The organism is Pseudoalteromonas sp. ESRF-bin5 (assembly GCF_002632075.1).
Classification (GTDB): domain Bacteria; phylum Pseudomonadota; class Gammaproteobacteria; order Enterobacterales; family Alteromonadaceae; genus Pseudoalteromonas; species Pseudoalteromonas marina.
Genome location: NZ_NTLW01000073.1, coordinates 1 through 22414 on the forward strand (window position 1 = coordinate 1; position 22414 = coordinate 22414).

Below are 22414 nucleotides of genomic sequence, written 5' to 3' on the forward strand. Positions count from 1 at the left end.
AAAATGGTGGGTCATGATGGATTCGAACCATCGACCAATTGATTAAAAGTCAACTGCTCTACCAACTGAGCTAATGACCCGCTCTAATTTTACAACTTTGAATACTACGTAAATCCGCCGATAAAAGACCATTTTAAAATGGTGGGTCATGATGGATTCGAACCATCGACCAATTGATTAAAAGTCAACTGCTCTACCAACTGAGCTAATGACCCGCTCTTTTTGCAACATTTTGAGTGGGGTAACCATTCGTTTGCTGCGGGCGCTTATAATACTTATTTATAAAATGAGTGCAACCGAAATTGTCTCTTTTTTTAAGTTTTTATGCCTAGTTGACCAATTTTAGACCGCTTATGACAAAAAGCAGTCTAATCAAGCTGATTCAATTAATTAGACAGGCGATCTGTGGCTAATTTTGCAGCCGTTGTACTTGGGTACTGCGTAACAAGTTCGTTAAGTATTTTTAACGATTCGTCTGTCAGTCCTTGCTCTTTTAAAAGCGTGCCTAATTTTAACATGGCGTCTGGGCGTTTATTTGAATTTGGATATTCGTTTACAACCACTCTAAAGTGATCAACCGCTTTAACTCCATCGTTTTTAATTGTTAATAATTGACCTAACCAATAGTGTGCGTTTGACGCATACACAGATTCTGGATATGTTTTTAAGAACGTTTGAAACTCTGGAATAGCCTGGTCGTAGCGTTTATCTTTCATTATAAGTGCAACAGCACGCTCGTAAGCCTCATTCTCGGATAAATCACTGCTATATGCTTGTGAGTCATTAGGCTGTGCATAGTCGGTTGCAGGCACTGCTGCAGGCTGTGAATACGCTTGACTAACACGGTTTTCAATCTCTTGATAAAGCTCACGCTGACGCTGAAGTACTTTTTCTAGTTTATAGCTTTGCTCTTCCGTCACACCACGAATTTGACTTACTTCATCTTGAAGTAAATTAAGTTGCTGTTGTAACTCGGCTTGCAAGAAATTACGCGATTGCATCATACTTTCTAACGACGCTAAGCGCTTCTCAATACTTGACTGTGAACTCGCAGCTTCTGAAACAGGAGCGGGAGCAGCCCATAACTGGGTGCTCCCGCTCAATATCATTGCTGCCAAAATAATTTTCGGCTTCATAATATCTCTTATCTTAGTAAACTAATACCGCACGGCGGTTTTTAGCGAAAGCTGATTCAGTGCGAGACTTAACCATTGGTTTTTCTTCACCGTAGCTCACTACTGACATTTGGCTAGCTGATACACCTAAGCTTAGCAGGTATTTTTCAACTGACTGACCACGGTTTTCACCTAGTGCAATATTGTACTCTGGCGTGCCACGCTCATCTGCATGGCCTTCAATTAATACTTTAACCGATGGGTTTTTTACTAAAAAGTCAGCATGTGCGCGAAGTAAATCAGCATATTTGCTTTCAATTGTCGCTTTATCAAAATCAAAGTAGATTACTTGCTTTTGACGAAGTGCTTCGTATTTTTGACGAAGTTGTTCTTCAGCACGTTCTTCAGGCGAAATTGTTGCTACTTCAACTGTATCGTTGCTAGTTGTTTGCTCAACAGCAGGTTGATTAGATTGGTTTGCAGCACCTTCGTCGATATCTGAAGACGAGCTACAAGCTGCTAATGTCATTACTGGCACAGCAATTAGCAGGCCTTTAAGTATTTTATTAAGTTGCATTGAGTAGATTCCTATTTTGAGTAAACCAGTAACATTACTGTAAATATGGCGACCAAGCTGGCGCCTTTACTTGTCCGTCTAGCACAGGTAATCGTGCTTTGAAGCGGCCGTCCATCGATACTAACGCCAGTACCTGTTTGTTATTATGGAGCGTGCTGTATATTATCATCGAGCCATTTGGCGCTATACTCGGTGATTCATCTAAGCGAGTTCGCGTTAATACTTGAAACGCGCCAGAAGCTAGCTCTTTTTTAGCAAGATGGTACTTACCGTTCGTACGATTAACCATCACTAATTCTTTACTGTCAGGCGTAACTGACCCTGCAAGATTCATATCGCCATCAAACGTTAGGCGCTTTGATCTGCCAGTTTTTAAATTTAACTTATAAATCTGAGCATTACCACCCCTTTCCGAGGTAAACACTATATCTTGACCATTTGGGTACCAAGATGGTTCAGTATCTATGCTACGGTGGTTTGTTAGGCGTGTTTCTTCACGCGTTGCCAGGTTTAGTAAATAAATTTCCGTTGCACCTGTTTTATCTTTTGAAAGGACCAATAGAAGCTCTTTACCATCAGGTGAAAACTGCGGAGCACCATTAATCCCACGATAGCTGGCTACCACTTCTCGCTTACCTGTATATAAGTCTTGGATATATATTTGGCTTTGACGATTTTCAAACGTTACATAAGCAAGCTTGGTACCATCTGGTGACCACGCGGGTGACATTAACGGCTCTTTAGAGCGCAAAAGTACTTGTTCGTTGAATCCATCGTAATCGGCAACAACGAGTTGATACGGCTTATCGTCTTCGTCACGCACAATCACATAGGCAATTTTAGTTAAAAATGCACCTTTTTCGCCTGTTAGTTTTTCATAAATCACATCACTAATACGGTGTGAATAGCGGCGAAACCCACTTTCGGAAATAACGCTTTCTCTGGCTTCTAAAATGTGGTCTTGGCTTTTTACTAATTGCCCATTAGACATCATTTGGGTGTTACCACCCGTAATTTGACCACGAATTACATCCACTAATTCATAACGGACTAAGTATCGGCCATCGGTTTGCTGTTCAACTTGACCAACTAAAACGGCCTCAATCCCTTGATTAACCCATGAGGCATAATCAATTGCTTGGTCCTCGCTTGGTTGTTGTGGCATTTGTGCAACATCAACCGGCTTAAACTTACCACTTCGGACTAAATCAGCTGCAATCACATCACTTAGTTTTTGTGGGATCGGACCTATTCCGGTGTATTTAAATGGCACAATAGCAATAGGCCTTGCGCCATCAACACCTTCGGTAATTACAATTTCAAGTGCAGCATTTGCAATGCCTTGAAACCCTAGTAGCAATACTACACAGGCTACTCTTAGTTTATTGAACATATCATTCCTTTAAAATTCTGGCTTGATTGTTAAGTTAATATTTTTTAGCTGGTCAAACACGTCTCTGTCTTTAGACACAGGTAATGTGTCGGCCATACGAACCGCTCTGAGCGCGGCCTCACACACTAGCTTATCACCACCTAAAGACTTAACTTGCGTAACTAAACCATTAAAGCCAAGACGGATATTCACTCGACATTGTTGGTTTTTCATTTTTTCATCAATTAACAAGTTTTGTTGGATGCGCGCCATAATCAAAGCACGGTATTTGTCAACTTCACTCGCAACTTGTTGCTGGCGTATTTTACTACGAGCAGCCTGCTCTTTAGCAAGTTGTTCTTGTAATATTTGTTCTTGTAATGCTTGTTGACGCTTACGTTCAGCTTCGGCTGCACGCTCTTTAGCTTCTTGCTCACGCTTAATACGTTCAGCTTCTGCTTTTTTTAGCGCTTCTTCTTCAAGCTTACGTTTATCTGCCGCGGCTTTTGCTGCCTTTTCGGCCTCTTGCTTTTGCTTTTCTGCTTGCTTAGCTTTAGCACGCTCTTTTTGCTCTATCTCACGCGCCCTTTTTGCTTGAGCTTCAGCTTGTGCCTTTTCTTTCTCTTTAGCTTTGCGTTCACGCTCAAGCTTTTTGATGTTTCGAGCCTCAGATTCACGTTGTTTGCGAGCATCAGCAGCCCTGCGTTCTAAATCACGTATCCGCTTATCTTCAGCACGCTTTTTATCTTTTTCTTTTTTTTGTAGCTCAGCAATTTTTTGCTCAACCATTTTTTGGTCAACCGTTACCGCAGAAACAGCATTGTCGGGTTCAGGTATAGCCGTGTTTAACGTCACTTCCATTACTTTAGGGGTTGGTGCATGAATGTTAGCTGACGCGTACAACAATCCGCCCAAACCTAAATGCAATACCACCGATTTTACTAATGCACTACTCATCCAGTTAATTCCCCTCAAAGGATTCGGTCATCAATCCCACTGACGGCACACCTGCGTTTTTCAAAAAATCCATTAGCAATAACACTTCTTGATAAGAAACTTTACCAGAACCTTTAATCATTACAGGTACATCTGGATTTTTCATTAACTGCAATTTAATCACAGCGGCTACATCGAGTGCTTCCATTGGTTCCTCTGGATCAGTACCTACACTGACGTAATATTTACCCTCAGCATCAATAGACGCAATGATTGGTGGTGTATCTTTTGTATCAACTAAATCAGATTCTTCCATTTTTGGTAAATCTACTTTTACACCGTGAGTAATTAGTGGTGCAGTCGCCATGAAAATAATAAGCAGCACCAACATTACATCGATATAAGGTACTACATTAATTTCTGCTACTGGGCGGCGTTTTTTACGATGATACATTCGCTTGTGCCTCTATTTGTGTAGCTGCTTGACGGTGTAAAATATTAGCAAACTCTTCCATAAAGTTGATGTAGTGAGATTCAAGCTTTTCAACACTGTTTGAAAAACGGTTATAAGCAATTACAGCAGGAATTGCAGCAAATAAGCCCATTGCCGTAGCAATTAGAGCCTCAGCTATGCCCGGAGCAACCATTTGTAATGTGGCTTGTTTTACTTCACCCAATGCAATAAAGGCATTCATAATACCCCACACAGTGCCAAATAAACCGATGTAAGGACTTATAGAACCGACCGTTGCCAAGAACGATAGGCTTTTTTCAATTTTTTCGATTTCACGTGACAACGCTACACGCATTGAACGATGCGTACCTTCCATTACTATACTTGCGCCTTGAAATGTATTTTTTTTATGACGCGCAAATTCTTTAAAGCCTGCTGTAAATAACGCCTCAATACCATGAGATTGAGCACTACGAGATGAAATTTCGTTATAAAGTTTACTTAAATCAATACCTGACCAAAACTTTTGCTCAAACTTTTTAGCATTCGAAAGCGCATCAGAGATTGCTTTTTTACGTTGAAAAATAATAGCCCACGACATAACCGACATGGCAACTAGCCCTAACATTACTAATTGTACAAGCAAACTGGCTTCTAAAATTAGATCCAAAAAATTAAGCCCTGATCCCACATTAAACTCCTAAATAGTATCAAAATACGTCAATTGTAATGATTTGTGCAATTATGACCGCAACTAAGGTCATTTAGTTGCAACTAGTGTATCGAGTCCATTTCAAACTAACAACGATATTGCTATGAATAGCCAACAAAAAACGTTAAAAATCGGCTATGTTGTTTATTTTTTATGCCTAGTTATATAAATATTTATTCAAACAAAGTAAAAACTCAGGTTTAGCTGCGTAATTATATAAATAAACATCATAAAACACGGCATTTATTCAAAATCAATGCATAAACACGCAAAACCACGTTAACGTTACCTGCCAGAATACTAAAACTAATACCGAACAATCATATAAAAATATACTTAAGCAATATTTTTCATTAACTTATAAAATATATGATTATTTAACAAACAAATTACAAACTACAAAAAAACTAAAAACATTAGTTTTTTTAATCCGAAAAAACAAATTTTCTAGTTTGAACAATTTTTAGATATTCCGTATTATTCTTCCATACCGAGCTAGCGCATTAAATGAAACTGTTTCATTATGTCCTGTTCTTAGTAATATGATTTTAAGTCGTATTACATTGTTTTACTCTATTTGGATAAAACCTAACAGTGTAAAACATGGTTCCCCCAGATTACTTCCTTTAACTTGTTGTTAGCCCGCATTATTTGCGGGCTTTTTTTTATCTGAAATTTAGCCTAGACCAAAATATACAGATTCATTTAATATTGTTTATTGAGGCAGAAATTTAGAACTAAACCTAGCCAGCCATAGTCAGCACTGACTAAGTTGAATTTTATGAAAGGCACAATAGCGACATACGCCTTAACGCCCTGTGAATTGTTGGTTAACCAGAATTCAGGCTAGTTAATGGTAAAGCAAATGACTTTTAGTAGATAAAATACGTTATAAACGGACGTGCCCTTGCTAACGGTTATTTTTAGCAAGGGTTTAGGAAAGGTGTTTAAAATTAGTCTTTTTTAGGTAACAAGCCAAAATGATGGTACGCATTGTCAGACACAATACGTCCGCGCGGTGTGCGCTGAATAAACCCTTGTTGAATTAAAAACGGTTCAATAACATCTTCTATTGTTTCACGCTCTTCACCAATGGCAGCGGCTAAATTATCGAGCCCTACGGGACCACCCATAAATTTCTCAATGATGGCTAGTAAGTATTTACGATCCATATAATCAAAACCGCTTTTATCTACATCAATCATGTCGAGTGCTTGCTGGGCAACGTCTGCATTTACAGTGCCGTCAGATTTAACCTGAGTATAATCTCGCACACGGCGCAATAAACGATTAGCAATACGCGGCGTACCCCGTGACCGTTTAGCTATTTCACTAGCCCCATCGTCACACATTTCTAAATCAAGATAATGAGCTGAGCGGCCCACTATATGCGATAAATCCTCTACTGAATAAAACTCCAAACGCTGCACTATGCCAAAACGGTCACGTAGTGGCGATGTGAGTGAACCTGCACGCGTTGTAGCGCCTATTAACGTAAATGGCGGCAAATCCAGTTTGATAGAACGTGCAGCAGGGCCTTCACCTATCATTATGTCAAGCTGATAGTCTTCCATTGCAGGGTAAAGTATTTCTTCAACCTGTGGACTTAACCTGTGGATCTCGTCGATAAACAGTACATCACCTTCTTCAAGGTTTGTAAGAAGTGCCGCTAAATCGCCTGCTTTTTCAAGTACAGGTCCTGAGGTGGTTTTAATATTTACGTTTAATTCGTTTGCTACAATATTCGCCAGCGTGGTTTTTCCTAAACCTGGCGGACCAAATATTAATAAATGATCAAGCGCTTCATCGCGGCTGCGTGCAGCTTCAATAAATATTTCCATTTGCTGCTTAACATGCGGTTGACCTCGGTAATCAGCCAACAGTTTTGGCCTAATTGCTCGGTCAATCGAGTCTTCATTTGTTTTTTCAGTCGCGTCAATTAAGCGATCCGCTTCAATCATGGGTTACTCACAACATCGATTTTAAAGATTCTTTTATAAGAACCTCAGTAGACATATCCGGTTTACTCACCGATTTTACTGCTTTTTGTGCCTGTGGCAATTTATACCCTAATGCAACAAGTGCAGAAACGGCATCATCCGCTGCATTATTAGCCACTAATGCATCGCTGTGAGGCTCTATCACTGCGCTATCGCTAAATGGTGTAAATAAATCATTACCCCAATCTTTTAGACGGTCTTTCATCTCAAGCACTAAACGTTCAGCTGTTTTTTTACCCACACCCGGTAATTTAACCAGCGATGTAGCATCTTCATTATTTACACAGCTAACAAACTGTTGCGCCGACATTCCCGATAAAATAGCGAGCCCGAGTTTTGGCCCTACCCCATTAGCTTTTAAAAGCTCTCTAAATAATGCGCGCTCTGTTTTATTATTAAAACCAAACAGTAACTGCGCATCTTCACGCACTACAAAATGAGTATAAACAATCGTGTTTTCACCCACTTTTGGTAAGTCGTAAAAACAGGTCATTGGCATTTGTACTTCATAACCCACGCCGCTTACTTCAAGTAAAATTTCGGGGGGTTGTTTTTCAACTAAAATACCATTTAAGCGGCCTATCATTGTTATTTCCTTAAGCGTCCTCTAACGGTTTTGCTTGCGCTGCCCGCTAGTTTAATTAAATTTTGTTCTGAATGAGCATGGCAAATTGCTATTGCTAATGCATCTGCTGCATCGGCTTGAGGCGTACCTGGTAATTTTAGAATATTTTTTACCATATGCTGGACTTGGCTTTTGTCTGCACCACCGTTGCCTACTACAGCTTGTTTAATTTGCCTTGCCGAATACTCAAACACTGGCAAATCAGCCATTGCAGCACCCACAATGGCAGCACCACGCGCTTGGCCAAGTTTTAATGCAGAATCGGGATTATGAGCCATAAATACTTTTTCTATAGCAAACGTTTCAGGCGAAAACTGCTCAACAAGTTGAGTGATGCCCTGGTAAATCATTTTAAGGCGTACCGGAAAAGGATGATCGGCTAATTTTATACAACCACTGCCTAAATAAGTAAATTTAGCACCTTGGTGAGCAACTACACCGTAACCAGTCAAACGCGATCCTGGGTCGATCCCTAAAATAATGGCCAAATCACATTCTCGTTGTTTTTATTGTAAATTAGGCTAATAATGCCAGAGCACTGTATAAAATACCAGTACCAAGCAAAAACAAAAATGCTCGCTTAAATAGCGAGCATTTTAAACGCAATAATAGTTAGTTTACCCTAAAGCGCGAACTAACCCTTGGGTGTTTTGTTTAAGGGTACGGGCAATCATTAAATAACCCAACCCGGCTACAAATAAACCACCAGCAAGCGGGCCTATAATCCATATATGTGGATGAAGCTTGCCCGTAAGTTCAAACATTTGTTGCTGCACAATCAAAAGCGCTAAGTCGCTAAAAAATGCAGCAACTAAACCGGCTAACCCACCCAATAATAAAAACTCGTACAAGGTCGCATTTTTAATTAAACGGCTTTTAGCACCTAATGTTCTTAAAATTACAATTTCTTGCATGCGTTCACCTAAGCTCGCTTGCACTTGCGAAATGAGTACTAATGCACCGCACAAAACAACAATGGCAAGTACAAAACCAATGGCGAGTGAGACTTGCGATATTGTGGTTTGTATTTGCTTTACAAAGTTGTCTACATCGATTGCAGTAATGGTTGGATAGGTGCGCAACAGTTGGCTAAAGTCGCGCTTTTGCTCAGGTTCTATCCTAACCGACGAAATATAAGTCGCCGGAAAGTCTTTAAGTACATCTGGGCTGAGTATGATAAAGAAGTTGGGTTTAAGCGTTGCCCAGTTAACTGTACGAACGCTGGTAATTTTAGCATCGAACGACTGCGCGCCAATTAAAAAGGTAAGTGTGTCGCCAATTTCAACATCAAGGCGCTCTAACATCGACTCTTCAACTGATGCCTCGGCCACTGCGTTTTCACCAAACCATTCGCCTTGAATTATCTCGTTTTGAGCCGGTACATCTTTAAGCCACGTTAAGTTTAGCTCACGGCCAATACCCGAACGCGCTTCTTCATCTTTTTTCTCATTGTCTTGAAGAGATACTTCACGTGCAACCAACTCACCATTTACCGCGTTAACACGCCCTCGAATCGTTGGGTAGAAGTCAGACACTAAAATGTCTTTCTCAGCAAGGTAGTTATTGATTGGTTCAAGGTCGTTTTGCGTAATATTAACTAAAAATGCATTGGGCGCATCGCTTGGTAATTGCGACTGCCAATCAGCAATCATGTCATTTTTAAGCACAACTAAAAACAGAAGCAGTTTAATGGCGAGCGAAAAACTAATAAGTTGAACTGCATTTACATTGGCACGCTTTTGAATCGACGCAATAGCCAATGACCAACTATTACCTGGTTTTAAACCCAGTTTTCGGCCACCGCCAAATATAAGTTTAGATATTAAAAACAACACGCCAATTAAAGTTAGTGTGGTTATAAATAATATTAGCGTTATTTTTATATTGTTACTAAATAACCACATTAACAAAAACACGGTCAATGCACTCATACCCAAGTGCACGCGGCTCACCGCTAGTTTGTCACCTAAATTACGACGCAGTACCCTAAGCGGCGGAATATCGAACAAATCAAATAACGGTTTAATAGAAAACATAACGGCGCAAATTACACCCGTACTAATTGCTACAAGCCAAGGCTTAAATCCACCCATGGGCAATTCGCTTCCCATACTTTTTGAAAGGTAACCGGTGGCTATTTCTTGCAAGCCGTAACCAATCAATAAACCTATACTCACAGCCATTGCACATACAAGCAATAAGTGAAGCATGTAAATTTTGCGGATCATTGAGCGACTGCCGCCCAATGTTTTCATCATCGCAACAGGGTCATATTGGCGCTCGCAGTATCGTTTGGCTGATACAGCAATCGCTACTGCAGCCAAAATAATACCTAGTAAACCCGCTAACAATAAAAAACTCTCTGCTCGGTTTAAACTGTTTGAAATTGGTGATTGACGATCTTTAACACCGTACCATTGTTGGTTTTCTTTCATTTGTGGTTTTAGCCAGTCATAAAAGCTGTTTATGTCGTCTTCACTACCTGCATAGAGCTGACGGTAAAAAACACGGCTCCCAGGCTGAACAACCTCTGTTTTTGGTACATCTGCAATATTTATTAATACACGACGGCTACTTGAAAATACATTGAATGGCGCATCAGGCTCCTCAACGATCACTTTTTCAACATTAAATAACGCAGCACCTAGCTCAACTTGCGAGCCAATATCAATGTTTAGCGAGTAAAAAACTGACTCACTGAGCCATACATTACCTGGGTTTGGGCCGCCGTTTGCAATAACCGTTTCACCCAGTAATGTGTTTTTTACTTTTAGCTGCCCTTTTAACGGGTATGCGTCTGACGCTGCTTTCACCGAGCTAAATTGCATTTCATCATTAGCAAACAACATGGTGTCGAAGTACACCATTTGCGCGGTTTGTAAATTTTGACTTTTAGCTTGCTCAATAAAAGCGGTGTCAATGGCATGGCTGCTAGCCAATACTCGGTCGGCAGCAATAAACGCACTGCTTTTTTGTGCAATGCTTTGTGCTATTCGATCTGTCACCATAGACAAGGTAAGTACAGTTAATACCGCTAAAGCAATAGCTGCACTAATTACCGTTAGCTCACCTCTTCGAAATTCTCGCGCAAATAATTTAAGCGCTAATTTAGCCCACATTTGCAACGTCCTCTGCTTCACTTTTTACAAGTAAGCCTGCTTCTATCTGAATAATATGCTCACATTTTTGAGCGAGTCCTTCATCGTGCGTCACTAAAATTAGCGTTGTACCATGTTGAGAATTTAAGTCGAACAGCAGCGACTCAATCATTTTACCGTTCTTACTATCTAAGTTAGCTGAAGGCTCATCGGCAAATAAAATTTTGGGTGTGCCAATAAAAGCGCGGGCAATAGCAACACGCTGCTGCTCACCACCCGAGAGCTGAGATGGGTAATGATCTGTTCGGTGGCTTAGGCCTACTTTTTTAAGCAAAGCAAGTGCCTGCTCCTTAGCATCACTTTTTCCCGCTAATTCTGCAGGCAACATTACGTTTTCGAGAGCGGTTAAGCTTTGCACCAACATGAAAGACTGAAAAACAAAACCAATTTTAGCGGCACGAAGTGCTGCACGCGCTTCTTCGTCTAAATCATGAAGCGGCTCACCGTCTAAAAATATTTCGCCATTAGTCGCTGTATCCAAGCCTGCTAATAAACTCAACAAAGTAGACTTACCTGATCCCGACGTGCCAACAATAGCAACAGACTCACCGTGCTTGACATTAAAGCTGATGTCGCTGAGGATGGGCAACTCACCTTCAAAGGTAGTTACTATTTTAGACAAACCATTAACTTGAATTATATTTAATTGAGAAAGCGCTGACATATGACTCATTCAATCCTTCGTTTAGTATTCATTTTATTTTTAGTTATCAAACCGCTGAGTGCAGCAGCCGACAACACGATTTTAATACTTGGTGACAGTTTAAGCGCAGCCTATGGCCTACAACAAGAGCAAGGCTGGGTAAAATTGTTACAAGATAAGTACAATGACGAGCAAGCCGACATTGCACTTGTAAACGCCAGCATTAGTGGCGAAACGTCTGGCGGTGCACTGCGCCGTTTAGATGCATTACTTACCCAATACCAGCCAACACACGTGCTTATAGAGCTTGGTGCAAATGACGGTCTTCGCGGCTTTCCGGTAAAAAAAATGCAAGCTAATTTGACCGCGCTGATACAAAAAAGCCAAGCAGCTAATGCAATGACCGCGTTAATGGAAATTTACATTCCACCTAACTACGGCCCTCGCTACAGCAAAATGTTTACTGATAGCTTTAGCCAAATTAGCGAAGAAACTAATACGCACTTATTAAACTTTTTTATGCTCAATATCGCTGATAAACCAGAGCTAATGCAAAACGATGGGTTACACCCTAACAAAAAAGCACAGCCGTTGATACGTGATGAGATGTACGACTCGATCAAAACTTGGTTGAATAAAGACTAAAAAAATAACCTAGCTTAAGTTGGCTTTTTAGCTCACTTGCCTAATAAACACCCAAACAAACAATCGCTTATTGATTTTTAAAAAAATACACGTACTATTGCACTCAACGTCGGTATGTAGCGCAGCCTGGTAGCGCACTGTCATGGGGTGGCAGGGGTCGAGAGTTCGAATCTCTCCATACCGACCAATTAAATCAATACCTTACCTCTATTTATAAATCTTTGTTTAAAGCCTAAACAGCTCCGTGTAGCCAATGTGTAGCCACTCTTTTGCTTTTTATAGTCGGGAACTAAAAATTTATCTCTTTAATCGTTCGCGCGTACTGGTTGCGAATCTCTCTCTTAAGGTGTCTGAAAATACCCTAAATAAACTTAGCTAGTTTGGTGTATTGCTCTAAACTATTACGTAGCCCCCACACACCCGAAAAGCCGTTTCTTTGTAGATACCTAAATAAACTTTTGCGAGTCCAAGTATTACCCCAGCTAGTCTTAACACCCTTATTATTGAGGTAATTAACTAAAACACGGTAACTGGGATTTTTGTATCGACTGGATTGGCTAATCAACTCCACTAGCGTTTTAAAAATTAGCTTATCGTTATTAATTTTATGTGTTGTATTCATATATCCCCCAGTATGAGTTCTTATTATACCCTTTTTAGTTAAGTCACAGGCAGACAAGCCAATATTCAAAAAGTGATAAACATTACTTTGCATAAGTAGGTCTAAATACCTTGAGTTTGACGCATTCTTTTGTAACTCTAATAAAACTACAACTACTAAGGACGGACATGTTTTTATCAGACAATCAGCAATCAAAATCTTCAAACACAAAACCCGAATGGACTTTAAACGACAACGGTCTGACAAATAATTTTACCAATATAACTTATGAAATTAGTAAACTTAGTTTTTCATTAAAAAAAGATGGTTACAAAGGTGTCGCATCTGTATTTTATAACAATACGTTCCTTTGTGATTTGATCACTCTATATAGCCAGTCAGGTATATATAAAAAGCATGGAATCAAAGAGAGTGAAACAATAAGCAATAATAGTAGTGATAACCTATTAGATATAAACAACAATAAAATCGGGCTATCTACTTCTGTATTTAGCTTCAAGTCAAAAGATTACGGAATAGCTGGATTGAGGACTGTTGAATCTGACTCCTCTTATGATGTCCTGTTCTATGGTAAATATTTAACTAGTGTTTCCAAAGAAACAGCTCATAAAATAGAAATGACAAAAGATATACACCTGAAGAAAAAACTTTCAGCTTTAAATGAAAAAGTGAAAGACGAAAATACCTCAAGCGAAATAAAAAAAAGAAAAAATAACATCTCTGCAAATAACTATAAAATTATTCGCTCTCCTAATGAAATTATTCTTACCACTGAAACAGCATCGAATTTAAAAGTAATAAAAAGACTGGACGTTATAACGGCCGAGTGTGCTTATGGCATGAATATATTCAAAGATATTTTGACTAACCTCACTGACACCTTTGGCGGCAGAAGTAACAGTATACAAAACACGCTCAGAGATGCCCGAAAAACAGCCTTGGCGGAGTTGAGAAAAGAGGCCTTTTCATTAGGTGCTAACGCGGTAATTGGTATTGATTTAGATTACAGTGAAATGTCAGGTGGTGGGAAGTCTGGTATGTTATTTATTGTTGCTTCTGGCACTGCGGTAATAGTTGAGGATTTAATTTAATTACTAGTTAGCTGATAGCGGCGTTAATAAAATATAAAAACGCCGCTTTTAAAATTAGTTAATACTCATCTGAGGCGCTGCTCCATTAGTGTATGTATAGTTTGAAACAATGCCATTATCAAACAATATATCTAATGTTTTTTGAGTGCCTTCGGTTTGAACTTTCATGGTAAAAACATAAGATTGAGCTTTCGATGTTCCCTGAGAATAAAAATAAAGCCACTTCACTTGATTACCATTAATAACAGTTTTTGAATACGGTTCACCAAACCAATCTGCAACTTGCTCTTTAGTTGTAACTCCTTTTTCTATTTGGTCAACTTTATCCGTTTTAAAGTCGCTGCCTGTTGTGTAATTAGCAGTAGCGCAAGCAGTAAGAAATAAAGCACATAATATTAAAAATCCATATTTCATAGTTTTTCCCTATTAAATTATTATAAAAATAAAGCATACACTTTATCGTATGCTGTATCTATGAGAAAAATTTAGGCCACCTGTTATATCCAATCTCAGGGTTGTTTGACTGGTATTCTCTAATTAGCTCCACCTCTCGCTTATTAATTTCTTTTGTATCTATTGATTCAAAAATAATATCTTTTGTTATCGTAATGCTTTTACGCTGATCTGGGGAAAAGTCTGCTGCCACCAGTTCAGCGTTTACGCTTCCAAAATAGGTAAATGTGTTAGTAAGGTCTTTCCCGATGTAAATTTTGCCATTCGGATAAGTTATTTTATAAATTACTTTTTTTGTCATAGCCTTTAATCAATCCCTTATAAAAAATTCACTTTAAACATTAGCAGTTTAGGCATGTTAAGTAATGACTAAAAAAGCATGGGAGATAAACAGCCTCTTAACCAACTCTAACACATTGATTTTTAATAAATAAAAAACTTTTTAGTTAGGTATTAAGTAAAATCGCCAACTTTATAATATTAGCCTTTTCTATACTCGGTAGTCCTTATTCCGATTATAGAGCATCCTATTTTTAATCCGCTATTTAAATTATTTATAGAAAGTTACTTAACTACTTAACACAAATAAGTAAAGCCCTTCTCAATAAAGGGCTTTAGCAGGGTTAGGTAAATTTTAAGAGCTTAACTTTACTCAACTAACCTAACAGTTGATATAAGCAGCGGCTATGAACTACTTAGCTTGTATCGTGTTTGATTCCCCCCTGCTTTTTTAGCTTGTAGATAACCTTCACGGCTTAACTGCCTCAAGGCCTTGCCTACAACACCGCTTGTATAAGAGTTAAGTTTTTTATCTTCATAAATTAACTCGCCAGCTGCAAACCAGCCATTTATACATTGTGGCCTATCAATTTCGTTTGCAAAATCTATCTTACTGGCTGGTGCTATGTAATTGTCGTATATGTAACTATACGCAAAGCCCTTATCTTGGTAGCTGTCATTAAGCTTGGCTATTTGCTGCAAATTTTCGTCTTTTAGCATCCAGCCATAACCATCTAAATAAAGCTGCTTAACCTCAAGCCAAAACTGTTTAAGTTGTGACTCATCAACCTGTTTTAATGAGCCTGTACCGTCATAGTGCCACCCTAACAGCTGATTTAGTGTATCCATGTTAGCGGCTTGTTCCATTTCAATAACAGCAAAACGGCTTGAGCCTGTTTCATCCTTTAAAAACTCGCTACCGTTAACCGTAGCAATAAAATGTGTTTGCCTTGGTTTTTTAATATCGAGCCTTGCATAAGGTGGGCGAACCGTATCAACCTTATTAGTAATAAACGCTTTTAAGCTCCCTTGTGAGTTTTTACTAGTGCGTTCAAGTTCGCCTAACTCAACAATAAATGAGCGAATACACGATAAAACACTGTCTTTATCATCGGGGTTTAATGCTGCTCCTTCTAAAAAAGCATGTGGAATAATCTCTGCAAAACGAGACACAAACGCTGTTTTTCTGAAAGATTGATCACCTTGTAATACTGGTACAAGTTTACTGTTAAAGTTGTTCTCATAAAGAGAAGCCACACAGCCCACCAGCCAGTGCTTTAATATGGTATCGGCTAACGCTTCATGCTTGGCATTTAAACAGCTAATAACCGCACTAACGCGCTCTTTACCGTCCCACTGTTCACCATCTAAGTATAGTTTTATGGGGTGGTATTTAGTTTGCTCACATAGCGCGACTAAATGTGTGTTAATTGCCTTTTCAGGTAAACCATAAATGTTTGCAGCAGATATAAGCTTACTATTAATACTGTCGTAAGAATCAGCTATTAAGTTGCCAAACATATCACACACCTCATTATTAAACGTCATCATGTTAAGCCTAAAGTCTAGGCTACAAAAGTTAGCTAAATCAGCAAGGTTTTGATTAGTATTTAATACTCTTACATTGCCTTTACTGTCCTCTTTTAAATCAGTAAAGCGTGGCCTATCTAGTACCGTATTTTGAGGTAACTCTATTTCGTAGCTTTTGTGCGGGGCTGGTATATTTATACTCATAATTTAGCCCCCATAAATAACGTTTGGGTGCGTTGGTTTTGCTTATAAATTTTGTACTCTTTTAAGTTGTGTTTGTGCAACTCAGAAAAGTAAGTTTCAGCCACCAGCTTTAACGCTCGTTTATAATCGCCTTGATAGGAACGTATCACCATAAAATCAAACTTATCTATACACAAGCCATTAGCGCATGGGTCATTTTCATGGTGCGAATAATAACGCTCTTTACCATCGGTATGACTCGTTAATATATAAGCCCCTGCTTGTTTGCTGGTGGATTCTGGCGGCAAATAAGCCTTACCTTGTGCTTTGTAGCCGTATTGAATAAGCAACTCATGCCATGAATAAGCACTGTTTACAGCATCTATAATAGAAACCTGCTTACCTATTAACTGAGTTTGATAAGTTGGCTTTACAGGCAGACTAATAGCCTGTTCTAGCTGTTTGCTTTGCTCTGCTTCAAATTGCTGTGCGTCTTTGTAAAGCTGAGAGCTTTCAACATCAAGCGCCCTACCTTCTGCAATTTTAAATTGGTAGCTATCACCTTTGAAACGTACAGGTAAATACATAATTTGCTGTGGACGCTTAGCGCAATCATCAGCGTTAAAAATATAACTCAAATAGCTTTCCATAGCTGTCCATACCTTATAGGTAATAGAAGCGGCTAGCTCTATGTAAACTCTATAACGGTTTGTTGTGGCCTGTTGCTGGTGGCTTACTGTTGTATGAATTATGTATGACTCTATACACATACTTTCTAGCATATCGGCAATAGTCGCTAACTCTAGATCAGTATCGTCTAAATCAAGCCTTAGCAATGTAAAGCTATCATGTAAGAGTATTGACTCTTTTGTTTTATTAGGCGCATCGGTGGCCGCTATAACGGCTGATTTAGCTTTAGCCTCTTTAGGTGTTAATGCGCCTAAGCTTTGAGGACTTGTAACATTTAGCTTTAACTCATGCCAATTTATATAAGTAAAATCAGCAGTTACATTGTGGCTTTTACCGTGTAAAAAATTAAGCATGTTTAAGCCCTCTATTTAAAGTTAAATCTAAAAACTTTTTATTGCGTTTGTTGTCCAGTAAATGTTTAACACTTTTGATATAATAGAGAGCGTTAAATACCTCAATTATTAGCCCTTTGCCGAGGGCTTTTTTATGCTCAATCATAAAGCCCCCGATTTAATCAAAGTGGAAGATAACGCCACTAATACTACTATCTGAAAAATTAAATATAATATTAGAATTAAAATCTCACTAAGCTTTACACTAACCTCTAAGTTGAGTAACTTATCAACCGCAAGCATTAATTGTTTGTAGTTAAATAAAGGTTTCATTTGCATGACTCCTCATTTTGCTGGTGGTTAGTCGCCAAACTACGCCCACCAGTATTTAAATTAGAGGCCGTTACAGTTGTCGCTGTAGTGGCTTTTTCTTTATACAAACTAACTTGTTCGCTGTGCATATAAGCTTTATCTACTAAGTTACTTAAAACCGCCTCTGCACGTGGGCAATATGCTTTTATGTGGTCAATATTAAAAGAAATCCCGCGCCTTTTAAGTGTATGCAAAACACTGTGTAAATTATAAATATCTATGTACCGCGCTGTACGAGTATTAATTGAATAACCGAGCAGCATAAGCCGCAAAACATAGTCAATCTGCTTCTCGTAACGCTTAGGAGTAGGTAGGCCAAGCTGCAAACAATTAACTTCATTGATACAGCATGCTTTTAATTTGATAGTCTTGCTTGTAGATTGTTTATCAATGCTCATGATCAAACCTCCTTACCAGCAAGCCATTGGTCAAGATCAGCCTTACGATACAAGCAGCAGCGACTACTTAAACGGATTTTTTTTGGGAAGGTTTTATCATTTTCACCTAATCTATAGAGTGTAACTTTACTTATGCCCAAATAATCAGCGGCTTGTTGTAAACGTAAATTTGAATCGTTGTTTATGGTCATTTCGATTTACCTCATGTTGTAATGAATCTGTGGTAAATCATAAAATTTGTAAAAAGGGAAAAGAGGCCTGTTTCCCCTACTTTCTTATCTTGCTTTCCAATGTAAAATTTTTACCCCGTATCCAATCTTTTACTTTTTCAGCTGTAAACGGGTCGAGATTGAGCTCCTCTAAATCACCTTTAAATAATTTATTTGCTCTTTGAGCAATGATTTCATGACAACTTGAATTAGATTTAGAGGGGTGTTCTTTTCTAACCTCTGTTGTTATTTTCTGTAAATCTAAAAAAAATTTATGATATCTAGACTTTCTTTTTTCATTGTTAGCAGAACGGCCTGAATCTTGTTGTGCTCTACCTGAGTGCTCATAAGCTTCGTACTTTTGTCGCTCTAAATTCTTCAAATGAATAGCAGCTCTCATAATATTTATACACGCACCAGAAAAATGCCCGTTTTTATGGCACTCTAGAGCATGCTCTAACTCCTTCAACCCTTCCGCCGCAGTGTATGCGGTGTGATTATTAGGGAATTCGTTTGCTAAGCATGTAATCAAATCCATATAAATATTATGCTCACCACTGTGTATAAAATGAGTCCACTCCTCATCAGGTACAGACCCTTTATACTTTGCATTATCAATATATGGTTGACGAATAATTACAGGTAAATCTGATAATAGTAAAACCGACTCGAATTCAGCAGCTACTTGTAACCAGTTATACTCAAATGAATCTACAGTATCTACATAACTCGTTACCTCGAACCTTTTTAAATGTTGCTTATGCCTCTTTACCACACCTTCATATTTATCTGGTTTTCTTTTATGACCAGTCATATATGATTGATACTCAACTTTTTTATCAACTAATGTCATCTTTTCCAAATTGATATTTATCTCTTTGAGTAAATCTATTGCTGTAAAGGTATTAGTTCTATTAATCTCAATTGCTTTTTTTTGCATTCCCATATCCTTCTGGGGTTGACCAATTGTTTTCAAGTAAAGTTAAAGCTTTCGCTAAGTTACTTTCATCATGCCTCAAATAATTAGTTGCTATCATCGAGCCATCTTTATGACCGACCAAGCCCGCAATAGTTAAAACTGGCACACCTCGCGCCACCAGCCCAGATATAAAGTTATGCCTAAAGGAATAAAAATCTAAGCCTTCGGGCACACCTCCTAGTGCTTTAACTTGTTTCCAGTGCCTTAAGTGAGCTTTGCGCTCTAAACTTTTATTTGTGCGTTCTGATTTAAATATTAGGCCTTTTTTAACCTGTGCTTGTTGTGCAGCCCAACTATCAAATACGTGCTTTAACTCGCCCGTGACAGGGAATTTAATTTTTCGGCTATTCTCTGCTTTTTTAGTTTTACTGGGTGTGAAAATCAATGTGGTTTGGTCGTTGAATTGATTAAACAGTAAGTTTTCCCATTTTAAAGCGTATATATCAGATGGGCGCATACCCGTTAAACGTGCAATATGGCAAAAGGGAATAAACCAGTGCGGATAAGTTAAGTTATCTAAATTAACTAGGTGACTTTTACCATGTGCAATACTTGAACGTCTTTTCTTTTTAAGGTTATCTGAGTAAAGCTGTAAGCCTGTGCTTATTTTCTGTTTAACTTCATTACTGAATATATCGCGCTGGTGGCTTAACTTTTCGTTATGCGCTTCGAGTTCGTCCTGCTCTTTAATAGTGAGTGCTGGCAGGGTAAAGCTTTTAATTGGGTTAACCTTGAGAATTGGCTCATTAACCCCTTTTAAAGGTTGGGTAGCAAAGTTAAGCATCGCTTTAAATGCGCCAAAATCTCTTACTAGAGTTGAACGCTTAATACCTTTACCTTTGCGCTTGTTGTACCACTGTAGAATGTCAGCGCTGTTTAGTTTATCCATATCGCGGTTAAACAAGTGTTCAAAATTATGTTTAATTACCTTTAGTGTACCAGCGCCATACCTGTAATTATCTAATTTGTGTGGAGTATAAATAGATTCATAAAACGCCCCTACAGTTAAGTAAACGTTTGCCGCTTTTAGCTGTTCGGCCTCTCGTTGTTGCTGCGCTAGTGCCTCTTTATACGAAAGCGGATCAATTCCCTCTCTTAATTTGGCTTTCCATGAAATAGCCTCTGCTGCGGCTTGGCTTGGCTTAACATTCGCGTCGGCAATTGTGGCTGTTCTTCGTTTGCCGAGTAAATCCGTGTAACGTAATCGCCATGCGCCACCACTAGACAATTTAATATAAAAGAAACCTGATATTTTATCGCACCCTAGCTGCTGCCTTGGGTCTGCTTCTTTTTTAAATACCGATAATTTAGCTTGAGTAATTGAAGTTAAGTCTGCCATGTTTAAACCGAGTGTGTAGCCAATATGTAGCCAGTATAACTTAATTTTTAGAAATATGCTGAAATCACCTGAAAACTTAAATTAATTAAAAACAATGAGTTAATTATAGTCCACCTTATACACCAAGACCTAAAACTGTCATGGGGTGGCAGGGGTCGAGAGTTCGAATCTCTCCATACCGACCATTTAACACCTCTCCTGTTTCTATAATTAACCTTCAAAAAAGTATTAACCTGAAAAATAAATTTACTTAGAGATTACTTAAATCAGCGGTTAAATGACTACAAATTGCGCCTAAAAAAACAGTTCCTATCAATTGGTCCTTACTTAGTATGCAGCAATATCTTAAAACCATCCTTACGTGTCGACATTTCACCAGGTGCTGATTATTAACTTAATAAAACAACAAAGTAACAAAAACCTTTTTAGTTTTTAAAAGCACATGAAGGCGCTAAATATACTTTAAGTATATTGTTATTCGCTTAAGCATAATCTGGATGAAATATAACAAGCGCGGCTAACGATACACGTTTAATTTACAAAAAATCCCAACAAAGCCTTTCAGTATAGTAAAGAAAACAAACAAGCCTGCACACTTATTGAGCATTTTATTTAATTAACATATGATAGGGTTTTATTTTTACGGTGTTGAACATGGACTTTTCAGCTGAAGAATTAAACTTTATCTCTGACTTATTTAAGCCAGAAGATCAGGAAGTAAAACCAAATCATAAGCTTACTTTACAAAGTAGTGTACCCGCAGGCATTGCGCACCTATTAAGCAATGCAAGCTTAACGCTATTAGCAAAAGTTGCGCACTATCAATTGTGGTTTCCGCTTGATTTAAAAATAGATCCCTCTGGGGTTATTAACCCAACACTCAGTGCGCCTGAAGTTATTGATACTAAAGGCACGCAACGCAGTTGGCGTTGGAGCCAACTCAATATAAAAAGCGAAGGTTTTTATATTGAGTCTATATCTAGCACAGGGATATTTTTAAAACCTCTAAAAGATAACAGCCGACTGGGTAATATGAAAAACGTGCAGTTTACATTACCAAACGAAGAGTGTATTTCAATTGATATAGAGCCTATTAGGCAAAATAAATCAGGAATGGCTGCAAAAATTACACGTATAATTACCGGAAAAGAGCAGTTAAGAACCTACCTATTTGAAGAGCATAAACGCCAATATTCGGCATTATATGAAAATGGTCAATTAGTAAACGAAATACGTTAATGTGCGAGTTATGCAGTAAAGCCTTCATTTATTTAGCCTAAATCGGTTTTTTACCTTTTATATTTCTTAGCCTTGCTTGATGTTTTAACTCATTTTAAACTTTGCAAAAAAAAAAGCGCTAAACAGCGCTTATTGATTTATATGTAACTAGTGTTTGGGCTTTACACCGTTACGAACCATATCTTGCCCATTAGTATATACATCTTCGGTGATACCGCGGGCCAATAATAGCTGCTGTTTATCATCAAATACGGCAATAAAACGGGTGCCGTCTGAGTTTTTAGTGGCCATACCAACGCCAGATACTCCTTTTAACCCATAACCGCCGCTTTCAACTTCCAGTAAAAAAGCCTCTAAATCAGCTAAGTTATCGATTACATCACTTTCATTATTCATTTTAAAACTCTTTCTAATTTCTCTGCTTTATGCAAAGTGGTTATTCGTAATGCTGGTTATTTTAT

The 22414-nt window shown here is 38.5% G+C and carries 24 protein-coding genes and 3 tRNA genes; 4 read left to right on the forward strand and 23 right to left on the reverse strand.

Features of this window, described 5'->3' with window-relative positions:
- Nucleotides 1-4: 4 nt before the first annotated feature.
- The 13 genes from BCG07_RS03040 to BCG07_RS03100 form a co-directional block, all read right to left on the reverse strand.
- A tRNA-Lys gene (locus tag BCG07_RS03040) sits at nt 5-80 on the reverse strand.
- A gap of 59 nt (nt 81-139) precedes the next feature.
- Nucleotides 140-215, reverse strand: a tRNA-Lys gene (locus tag BCG07_RS03045).
- A gap of 171 nt (nt 216-386) precedes the next feature.
- Nucleotides 387-1136: a tol-pal system protein YbgF gene (ybgF, locus tag BCG07_RS03050; protein WP_008131976.1), complete on the reverse strand. Its 750-nt coding sequence runs from the start codon at nt 1134-1136 to the stop codon at nt 387-389.
- A 13-nt stretch (nt 1137-1149) separates the two neighbouring features.
- Nucleotides 1150-1692 carry a peptidoglycan-associated lipoprotein Pal gene (gene pal, locus BCG07_RS03055; RefSeq protein WP_243530986.1) on the reverse strand — a complete coding sequence of 181 codons (543 nt, stop codon included), beginning with the start codon at nt 1690-1692 and terminating at the stop codon, nt 1150-1152.
- 34 nt (nt 1693-1726) lie between these two features.
- Entirely contained in the window at nt 1727-3085 is a 1359-nt protein-coding gene (tolB, locus tag BCG07_RS03060) for a Tol-Pal system beta propeller repeat protein TolB (RefSeq protein WP_243530988.1), read from the reverse strand.
- Between the two features lie 9 nt (nt 3086-3094).
- Nucleotides 3095-4021: a cell envelope integrity protein TolA gene (tolA, locus tag BCG07_RS03065; protein ID WP_243530990.1), complete on the reverse strand. Its 927-nt coding sequence runs from the start codon at nt 4019-4021 to the stop codon at nt 3095-3097.
- Nucleotides 4022-4025: 4 nt separating this feature from the next.
- The gene (tolR, locus tag BCG07_RS03070; RefSeq protein WP_006794474.1) at nt 4026-4454 is read right to left on the reverse strand and encodes a protein TolR; all 429 of its coding nucleotides are present in this window, start codon (nt 4452-4454) and stop codon (nt 4026-4028) included.
- A complete protein-coding gene (gene tolQ / locus BCG07_RS03075) occupies nt 4441-5145 on the reverse strand; it encodes a protein TolQ (RefSeq protein ID WP_006794475.1) in 705 nt (234 codons plus the stop codon). Before tolQ ends, tolR begins: the two co-directional genes overlap by 14 nt.
- A 974-nt stretch (nt 5146-6119) precedes the next feature.
- On the reverse strand, nt 6120-7127 hold the full coding sequence (gene ruvB / locus BCG07_RS03080; RefSeq protein ID WP_039037913.1) for a Holliday junction branch migration DNA helicase RuvB: 1008 nt from the start codon (nt 7125-7127) through the stop codon (nt 6120-6122).
- A 7-nt stretch (nt 7128-7134) separates the two neighbouring features.
- Complete coding sequence (gene ruvA / locus BCG07_RS03085) at nt 7135-7752, reverse strand: Holliday junction branch migration protein RuvA (RefSeq protein ID WP_006794477.1); 618 nt, start codon at nt 7750-7752, stop codon at nt 7135-7137.
- 2 nt (nt 7753-7754) lie between these two features.
- Complete coding sequence (gene ruvC / locus BCG07_RS03090; protein ID WP_008131991.1) at nt 7755-8279, reverse strand: crossover junction endodeoxyribonuclease RuvC; 525 nt, start codon at nt 8277-8279, stop codon at nt 7755-7757.
- A 129-nt stretch (nt 8280-8408) separates the two neighbouring features.
- The gene (locus tag BCG07_RS03095; protein WP_286888592.1) at nt 8409-10910 is read right to left on the reverse strand and encodes an ABC transporter permease; all 2502 of its coding nucleotides are present in this window, start codon (nt 10908-10910) and stop codon (nt 8409-8411) included.
- A complete protein-coding gene (locus BCG07_RS03100) occupies nt 10900-11613 on the reverse strand; it encodes an ABC transporter ATP-binding protein (RefSeq protein ID WP_006794480.1) in 714 nt (237 codons plus the stop codon). Before BCG07_RS03100 ends, BCG07_RS03095 begins: the two co-directional genes overlap by 11 nt.
- Here BCG07_RS03100 and BCG07_RS03105 point away from each other — a divergent pair, their 5' ends adjacent.
- The 3 genes from BCG07_RS03105 (at nt 11614) to BCG07_RS03115 (ending at nt 13950) form a co-directional block, all read left to right on the forward strand.
- On the forward strand, nt 11614-12237 hold the full coding sequence (locus BCG07_RS03105; RefSeq protein WP_286888594.1) for an arylesterase: 624 nt from the start codon (nt 11614-11616) through the stop codon (nt 12235-12237).
- A gap of 110 nt (nt 12238-12347) precedes the next feature.
- Nucleotides 12348-12424, forward strand: a tRNA-Pro gene (locus tag BCG07_RS03110).
- Between the two features lie 602 nt (nt 12425-13026).
- The gene (locus BCG07_RS03115; protein WP_243530997.1) at nt 13027-13950 is read left to right on the forward strand and encodes a YbjQ family protein; all 924 of its coding nucleotides are present in this window, start codon (nt 13027-13029) and stop codon (nt 13948-13950) included.
- A gap of 54 nt (nt 13951-14004) precedes the next feature.
- Here the strand turns inward: BCG07_RS03115 and bamE are convergent, their stop codons facing one another.
- From bamE to BCG07_RS03160, 9 genes are all read right to left on the reverse strand, one after another.
- Complete coding sequence (gene bamE / locus BCG07_RS03120) at nt 14005-14364, reverse strand: outer membrane protein assembly factor BamE domain-containing protein (RefSeq protein WP_243530999.1); 360 nt, start codon at nt 14362-14364, stop codon at nt 14005-14007.
- Between the two features lie 58 nt (nt 14365-14422).
- The gene (locus tag BCG07_RS03125; RefSeq protein WP_286888596.1) at nt 14423-14704 is read right to left on the reverse strand and encodes a GIY-YIG nuclease family protein; all 282 of its coding nucleotides are present in this window, start codon (nt 14702-14704) and stop codon (nt 14423-14425) included.
- A 383-nt stretch (nt 14705-15087) separates the two neighbouring features.
- Nucleotides 15088-16416, reverse strand: a complete 1329-nt coding sequence (locus BCG07_RS03130; protein ID WP_286888598.1) for a VapE domain-containing protein — start codon at nt 16414-16416, stop codon at nt 15088-15090.
- Nucleotides 16413-17438: a hypothetical protein gene (locus tag BCG07_RS03135; RefSeq protein ID WP_286888599.1), complete on the reverse strand. Its 1026-nt coding sequence runs from the start codon at nt 17436-17438 to the stop codon at nt 16413-16415. Before BCG07_RS03135 ends, BCG07_RS03130 begins: the two co-directional genes overlap by 4 nt.
- Nucleotides 17431-17583 carry a hypothetical protein gene (locus BCG07_RS03140; RefSeq protein WP_175611404.1) on the reverse strand — a complete coding sequence of 51 codons (153 nt, stop codon included), beginning with the start codon at nt 17581-17583 and terminating at the stop codon, nt 17431-17433. Before BCG07_RS03140 ends, BCG07_RS03135 begins: the two co-directional genes overlap by 8 nt.
- Before the next feature lie 163 nt (nt 17584-17746).
- Nucleotides 17747-18187: a hypothetical protein gene (locus tag BCG07_RS03145; RefSeq protein WP_286888601.1), complete on the reverse strand. Its 441-nt coding sequence runs from the start codon at nt 18185-18187 to the stop codon at nt 17747-17749.
- A gap of 2 nt (nt 18188-18189) precedes the next feature.
- Entirely contained in the window at nt 18190-18378 is a 189-nt protein-coding gene (locus tag BCG07_RS03150; protein WP_286888603.1) for a helix-turn-helix transcriptional regulator, read from the reverse strand.
- A 76-nt stretch (nt 18379-18454) separates the two neighbouring features.
- On the reverse strand, nt 18455-19336 hold the full coding sequence (locus tag BCG07_RS03155; RefSeq protein WP_286888605.1) for a hypothetical protein: 882 nt from the start codon (nt 19334-19336) through the stop codon (nt 18455-18457).
- Entirely contained in the window at nt 19317-20714 is a 1398-nt protein-coding gene (locus tag BCG07_RS03160) for a site-specific integrase (RefSeq protein WP_286888606.1), read from the reverse strand. The genes BCG07_RS03155 and BCG07_RS03160 overlap by 20 nt, the downstream gene beginning before the upstream one ends.
- A gap of 654 nt (nt 20715-21368) precedes the next feature.
- Here BCG07_RS03160 and BCG07_RS03165 point away from each other — a divergent pair.
- On the forward strand, nt 21369-21953 hold the full coding sequence (locus BCG07_RS03165; RefSeq protein WP_039037915.1) for a hypothetical protein: 585 nt from the start codon (nt 21369-21371) through the stop codon (nt 21951-21953).
- Nucleotides 21954-22100: 147 nt separating this feature from the next.
- Here BCG07_RS03165 and BCG07_RS03170 read toward each other — a convergent pair whose 3' ends face one another.
- Complete coding sequence (locus BCG07_RS03170) at nt 22101-22349, reverse strand: hypothetical protein (protein WP_006794483.1); 249 nt, start codon at nt 22347-22349, stop codon at nt 22101-22103.
- Nucleotides 22350-22414: the final 65 nt, after the last annotated feature.

Coding starts and splice junctions, on each gene's coding strand:
- ybgF (WP_008131976.1), bottom strand. CDS start 1,136: ATGAAGCCGAAAATTATTTTGGCAGCAATGATATTGAGCGGGAGCACC.
- pal (WP_243530986.1), bottom strand. CDS start 1,692: ATGCAACTTAATAAAATACTTAAAGGCCTGCTAATTGCTGTGCCAGTA.
- tolB (WP_243530988.1), bottom strand. CDS start 3,085: ATGTTCAATAAACTAAGAGTAGCCTGTGTAGTATTGCTACTAGGGTTT.
- tolA (WP_243530990.1), bottom strand. CDS start 4,021: ATGAGTAGTGCATTAGTAAAATCGGTGGTATTGCATTTAGGTTTGGGC.
- tolR (WP_006794474.1), bottom strand. CDS start 4,454: ATGTATCATCGTAAAAAACGCCGCCCAGTAGCAGAAATTAATGTAGTA.
- ruvB (WP_039037913.1), bottom strand. CDS start 7,127: ATGATTGAAGCGGATCGCTTAATTGACGCGACTGAAAAAACAAATGAA.
- ruvA (WP_006794477.1), bottom strand. CDS start 7,752: ATGATAGGCCGCTTAAATGGTATTTTAGTTGAAAAACAACCCCCCGAA.
- BCG07_RS03095 (WP_286888592.1), bottom strand. CDS start 10,910: ATGTGGGCTAAATTAGCGCTTAAATTATTTGCGCGAGAATTTCGAAGA.
- BCG07_RS03100 (WP_006794480.1), bottom strand. CDS start 11,613: ATGTCAGCGCTTTCTCAATTAAATATAATTCAAGTTAATGGTTTGTCT.
- BCG07_RS03105 (WP_286888594.1), top strand. CDS start 11,614: ATGACTCATTCAATCCTTCGTTTAGTATTCATTTTATTTTTAGTTATC.
- BCG07_RS03115 (WP_243530997.1), top strand. CDS start 13,027: ATGTTTTTATCAGACAATCAGCAATCAAAATCTTCAAACACAAAACCC.
- bamE (WP_243530999.1), bottom strand. CDS start 14,364: ATGAAATATGGATTTTTAATATTATGTGCTTTATTTCTTACTGCTTGC.
- BCG07_RS03125 (WP_286888596.1), bottom strand. CDS start 14,704: ATGACAAAAAAAGTAATTTATAAAATAACTTATCCGAATGGCAAAATT.
- BCG07_RS03130 (WP_286888598.1), bottom strand. CDS start 16,416: ATGAGTATAAATATACCAGCCCCGCACAAAAGCTACGAAATAGAGTTA.
- BCG07_RS03135 (WP_286888599.1), bottom strand. CDS start 17,438: ATGCTTAATTTTTTACACGGTAAAAGCCACAATGTAACTGCTGATTTT.
- BCG07_RS03140 (WP_175611404.1), bottom strand. CDS start 17,583: ATGATTGAGCATAAAAAAGCCCTCGGCAAAGGGCTAATAATTGAGGTA.
- BCG07_RS03145 (WP_286888601.1), bottom strand. CDS start 18,187: ATGAGCATTGATAAACAATCTACAAGCAAGACTATCAAATTAAAAGCA.
- BCG07_RS03150 (WP_286888603.1), bottom strand. CDS start 18,378: ATGACCATAAACAACGATTCAAATTTACGTTTACAACAAGCCGCTGAT.
- BCG07_RS03155 (WP_286888605.1), bottom strand. CDS start 19,336: ATGCAAAAAAAAGCAATTGAGATTAATAGAACTAATACCTTTACAGCA.
- BCG07_RS03160 (WP_286888606.1), bottom strand. CDS start 20,714: ATGGCAGACTTAACTTCAATTACTCAAGCTAAATTATCGGTATTTAAA.
- BCG07_RS03165 (WP_039037915.1), top strand. CDS start 21,369: ATGGACTTTTCAGCTGAAGAATTAAACTTTATCTCTGACTTATTTAAG.
- BCG07_RS03170 (WP_006794483.1), bottom strand. CDS start 22,349: ATGAATAATGAAAGTGATGTAATCGATAACTTAGCTGATTTAGAGGCT.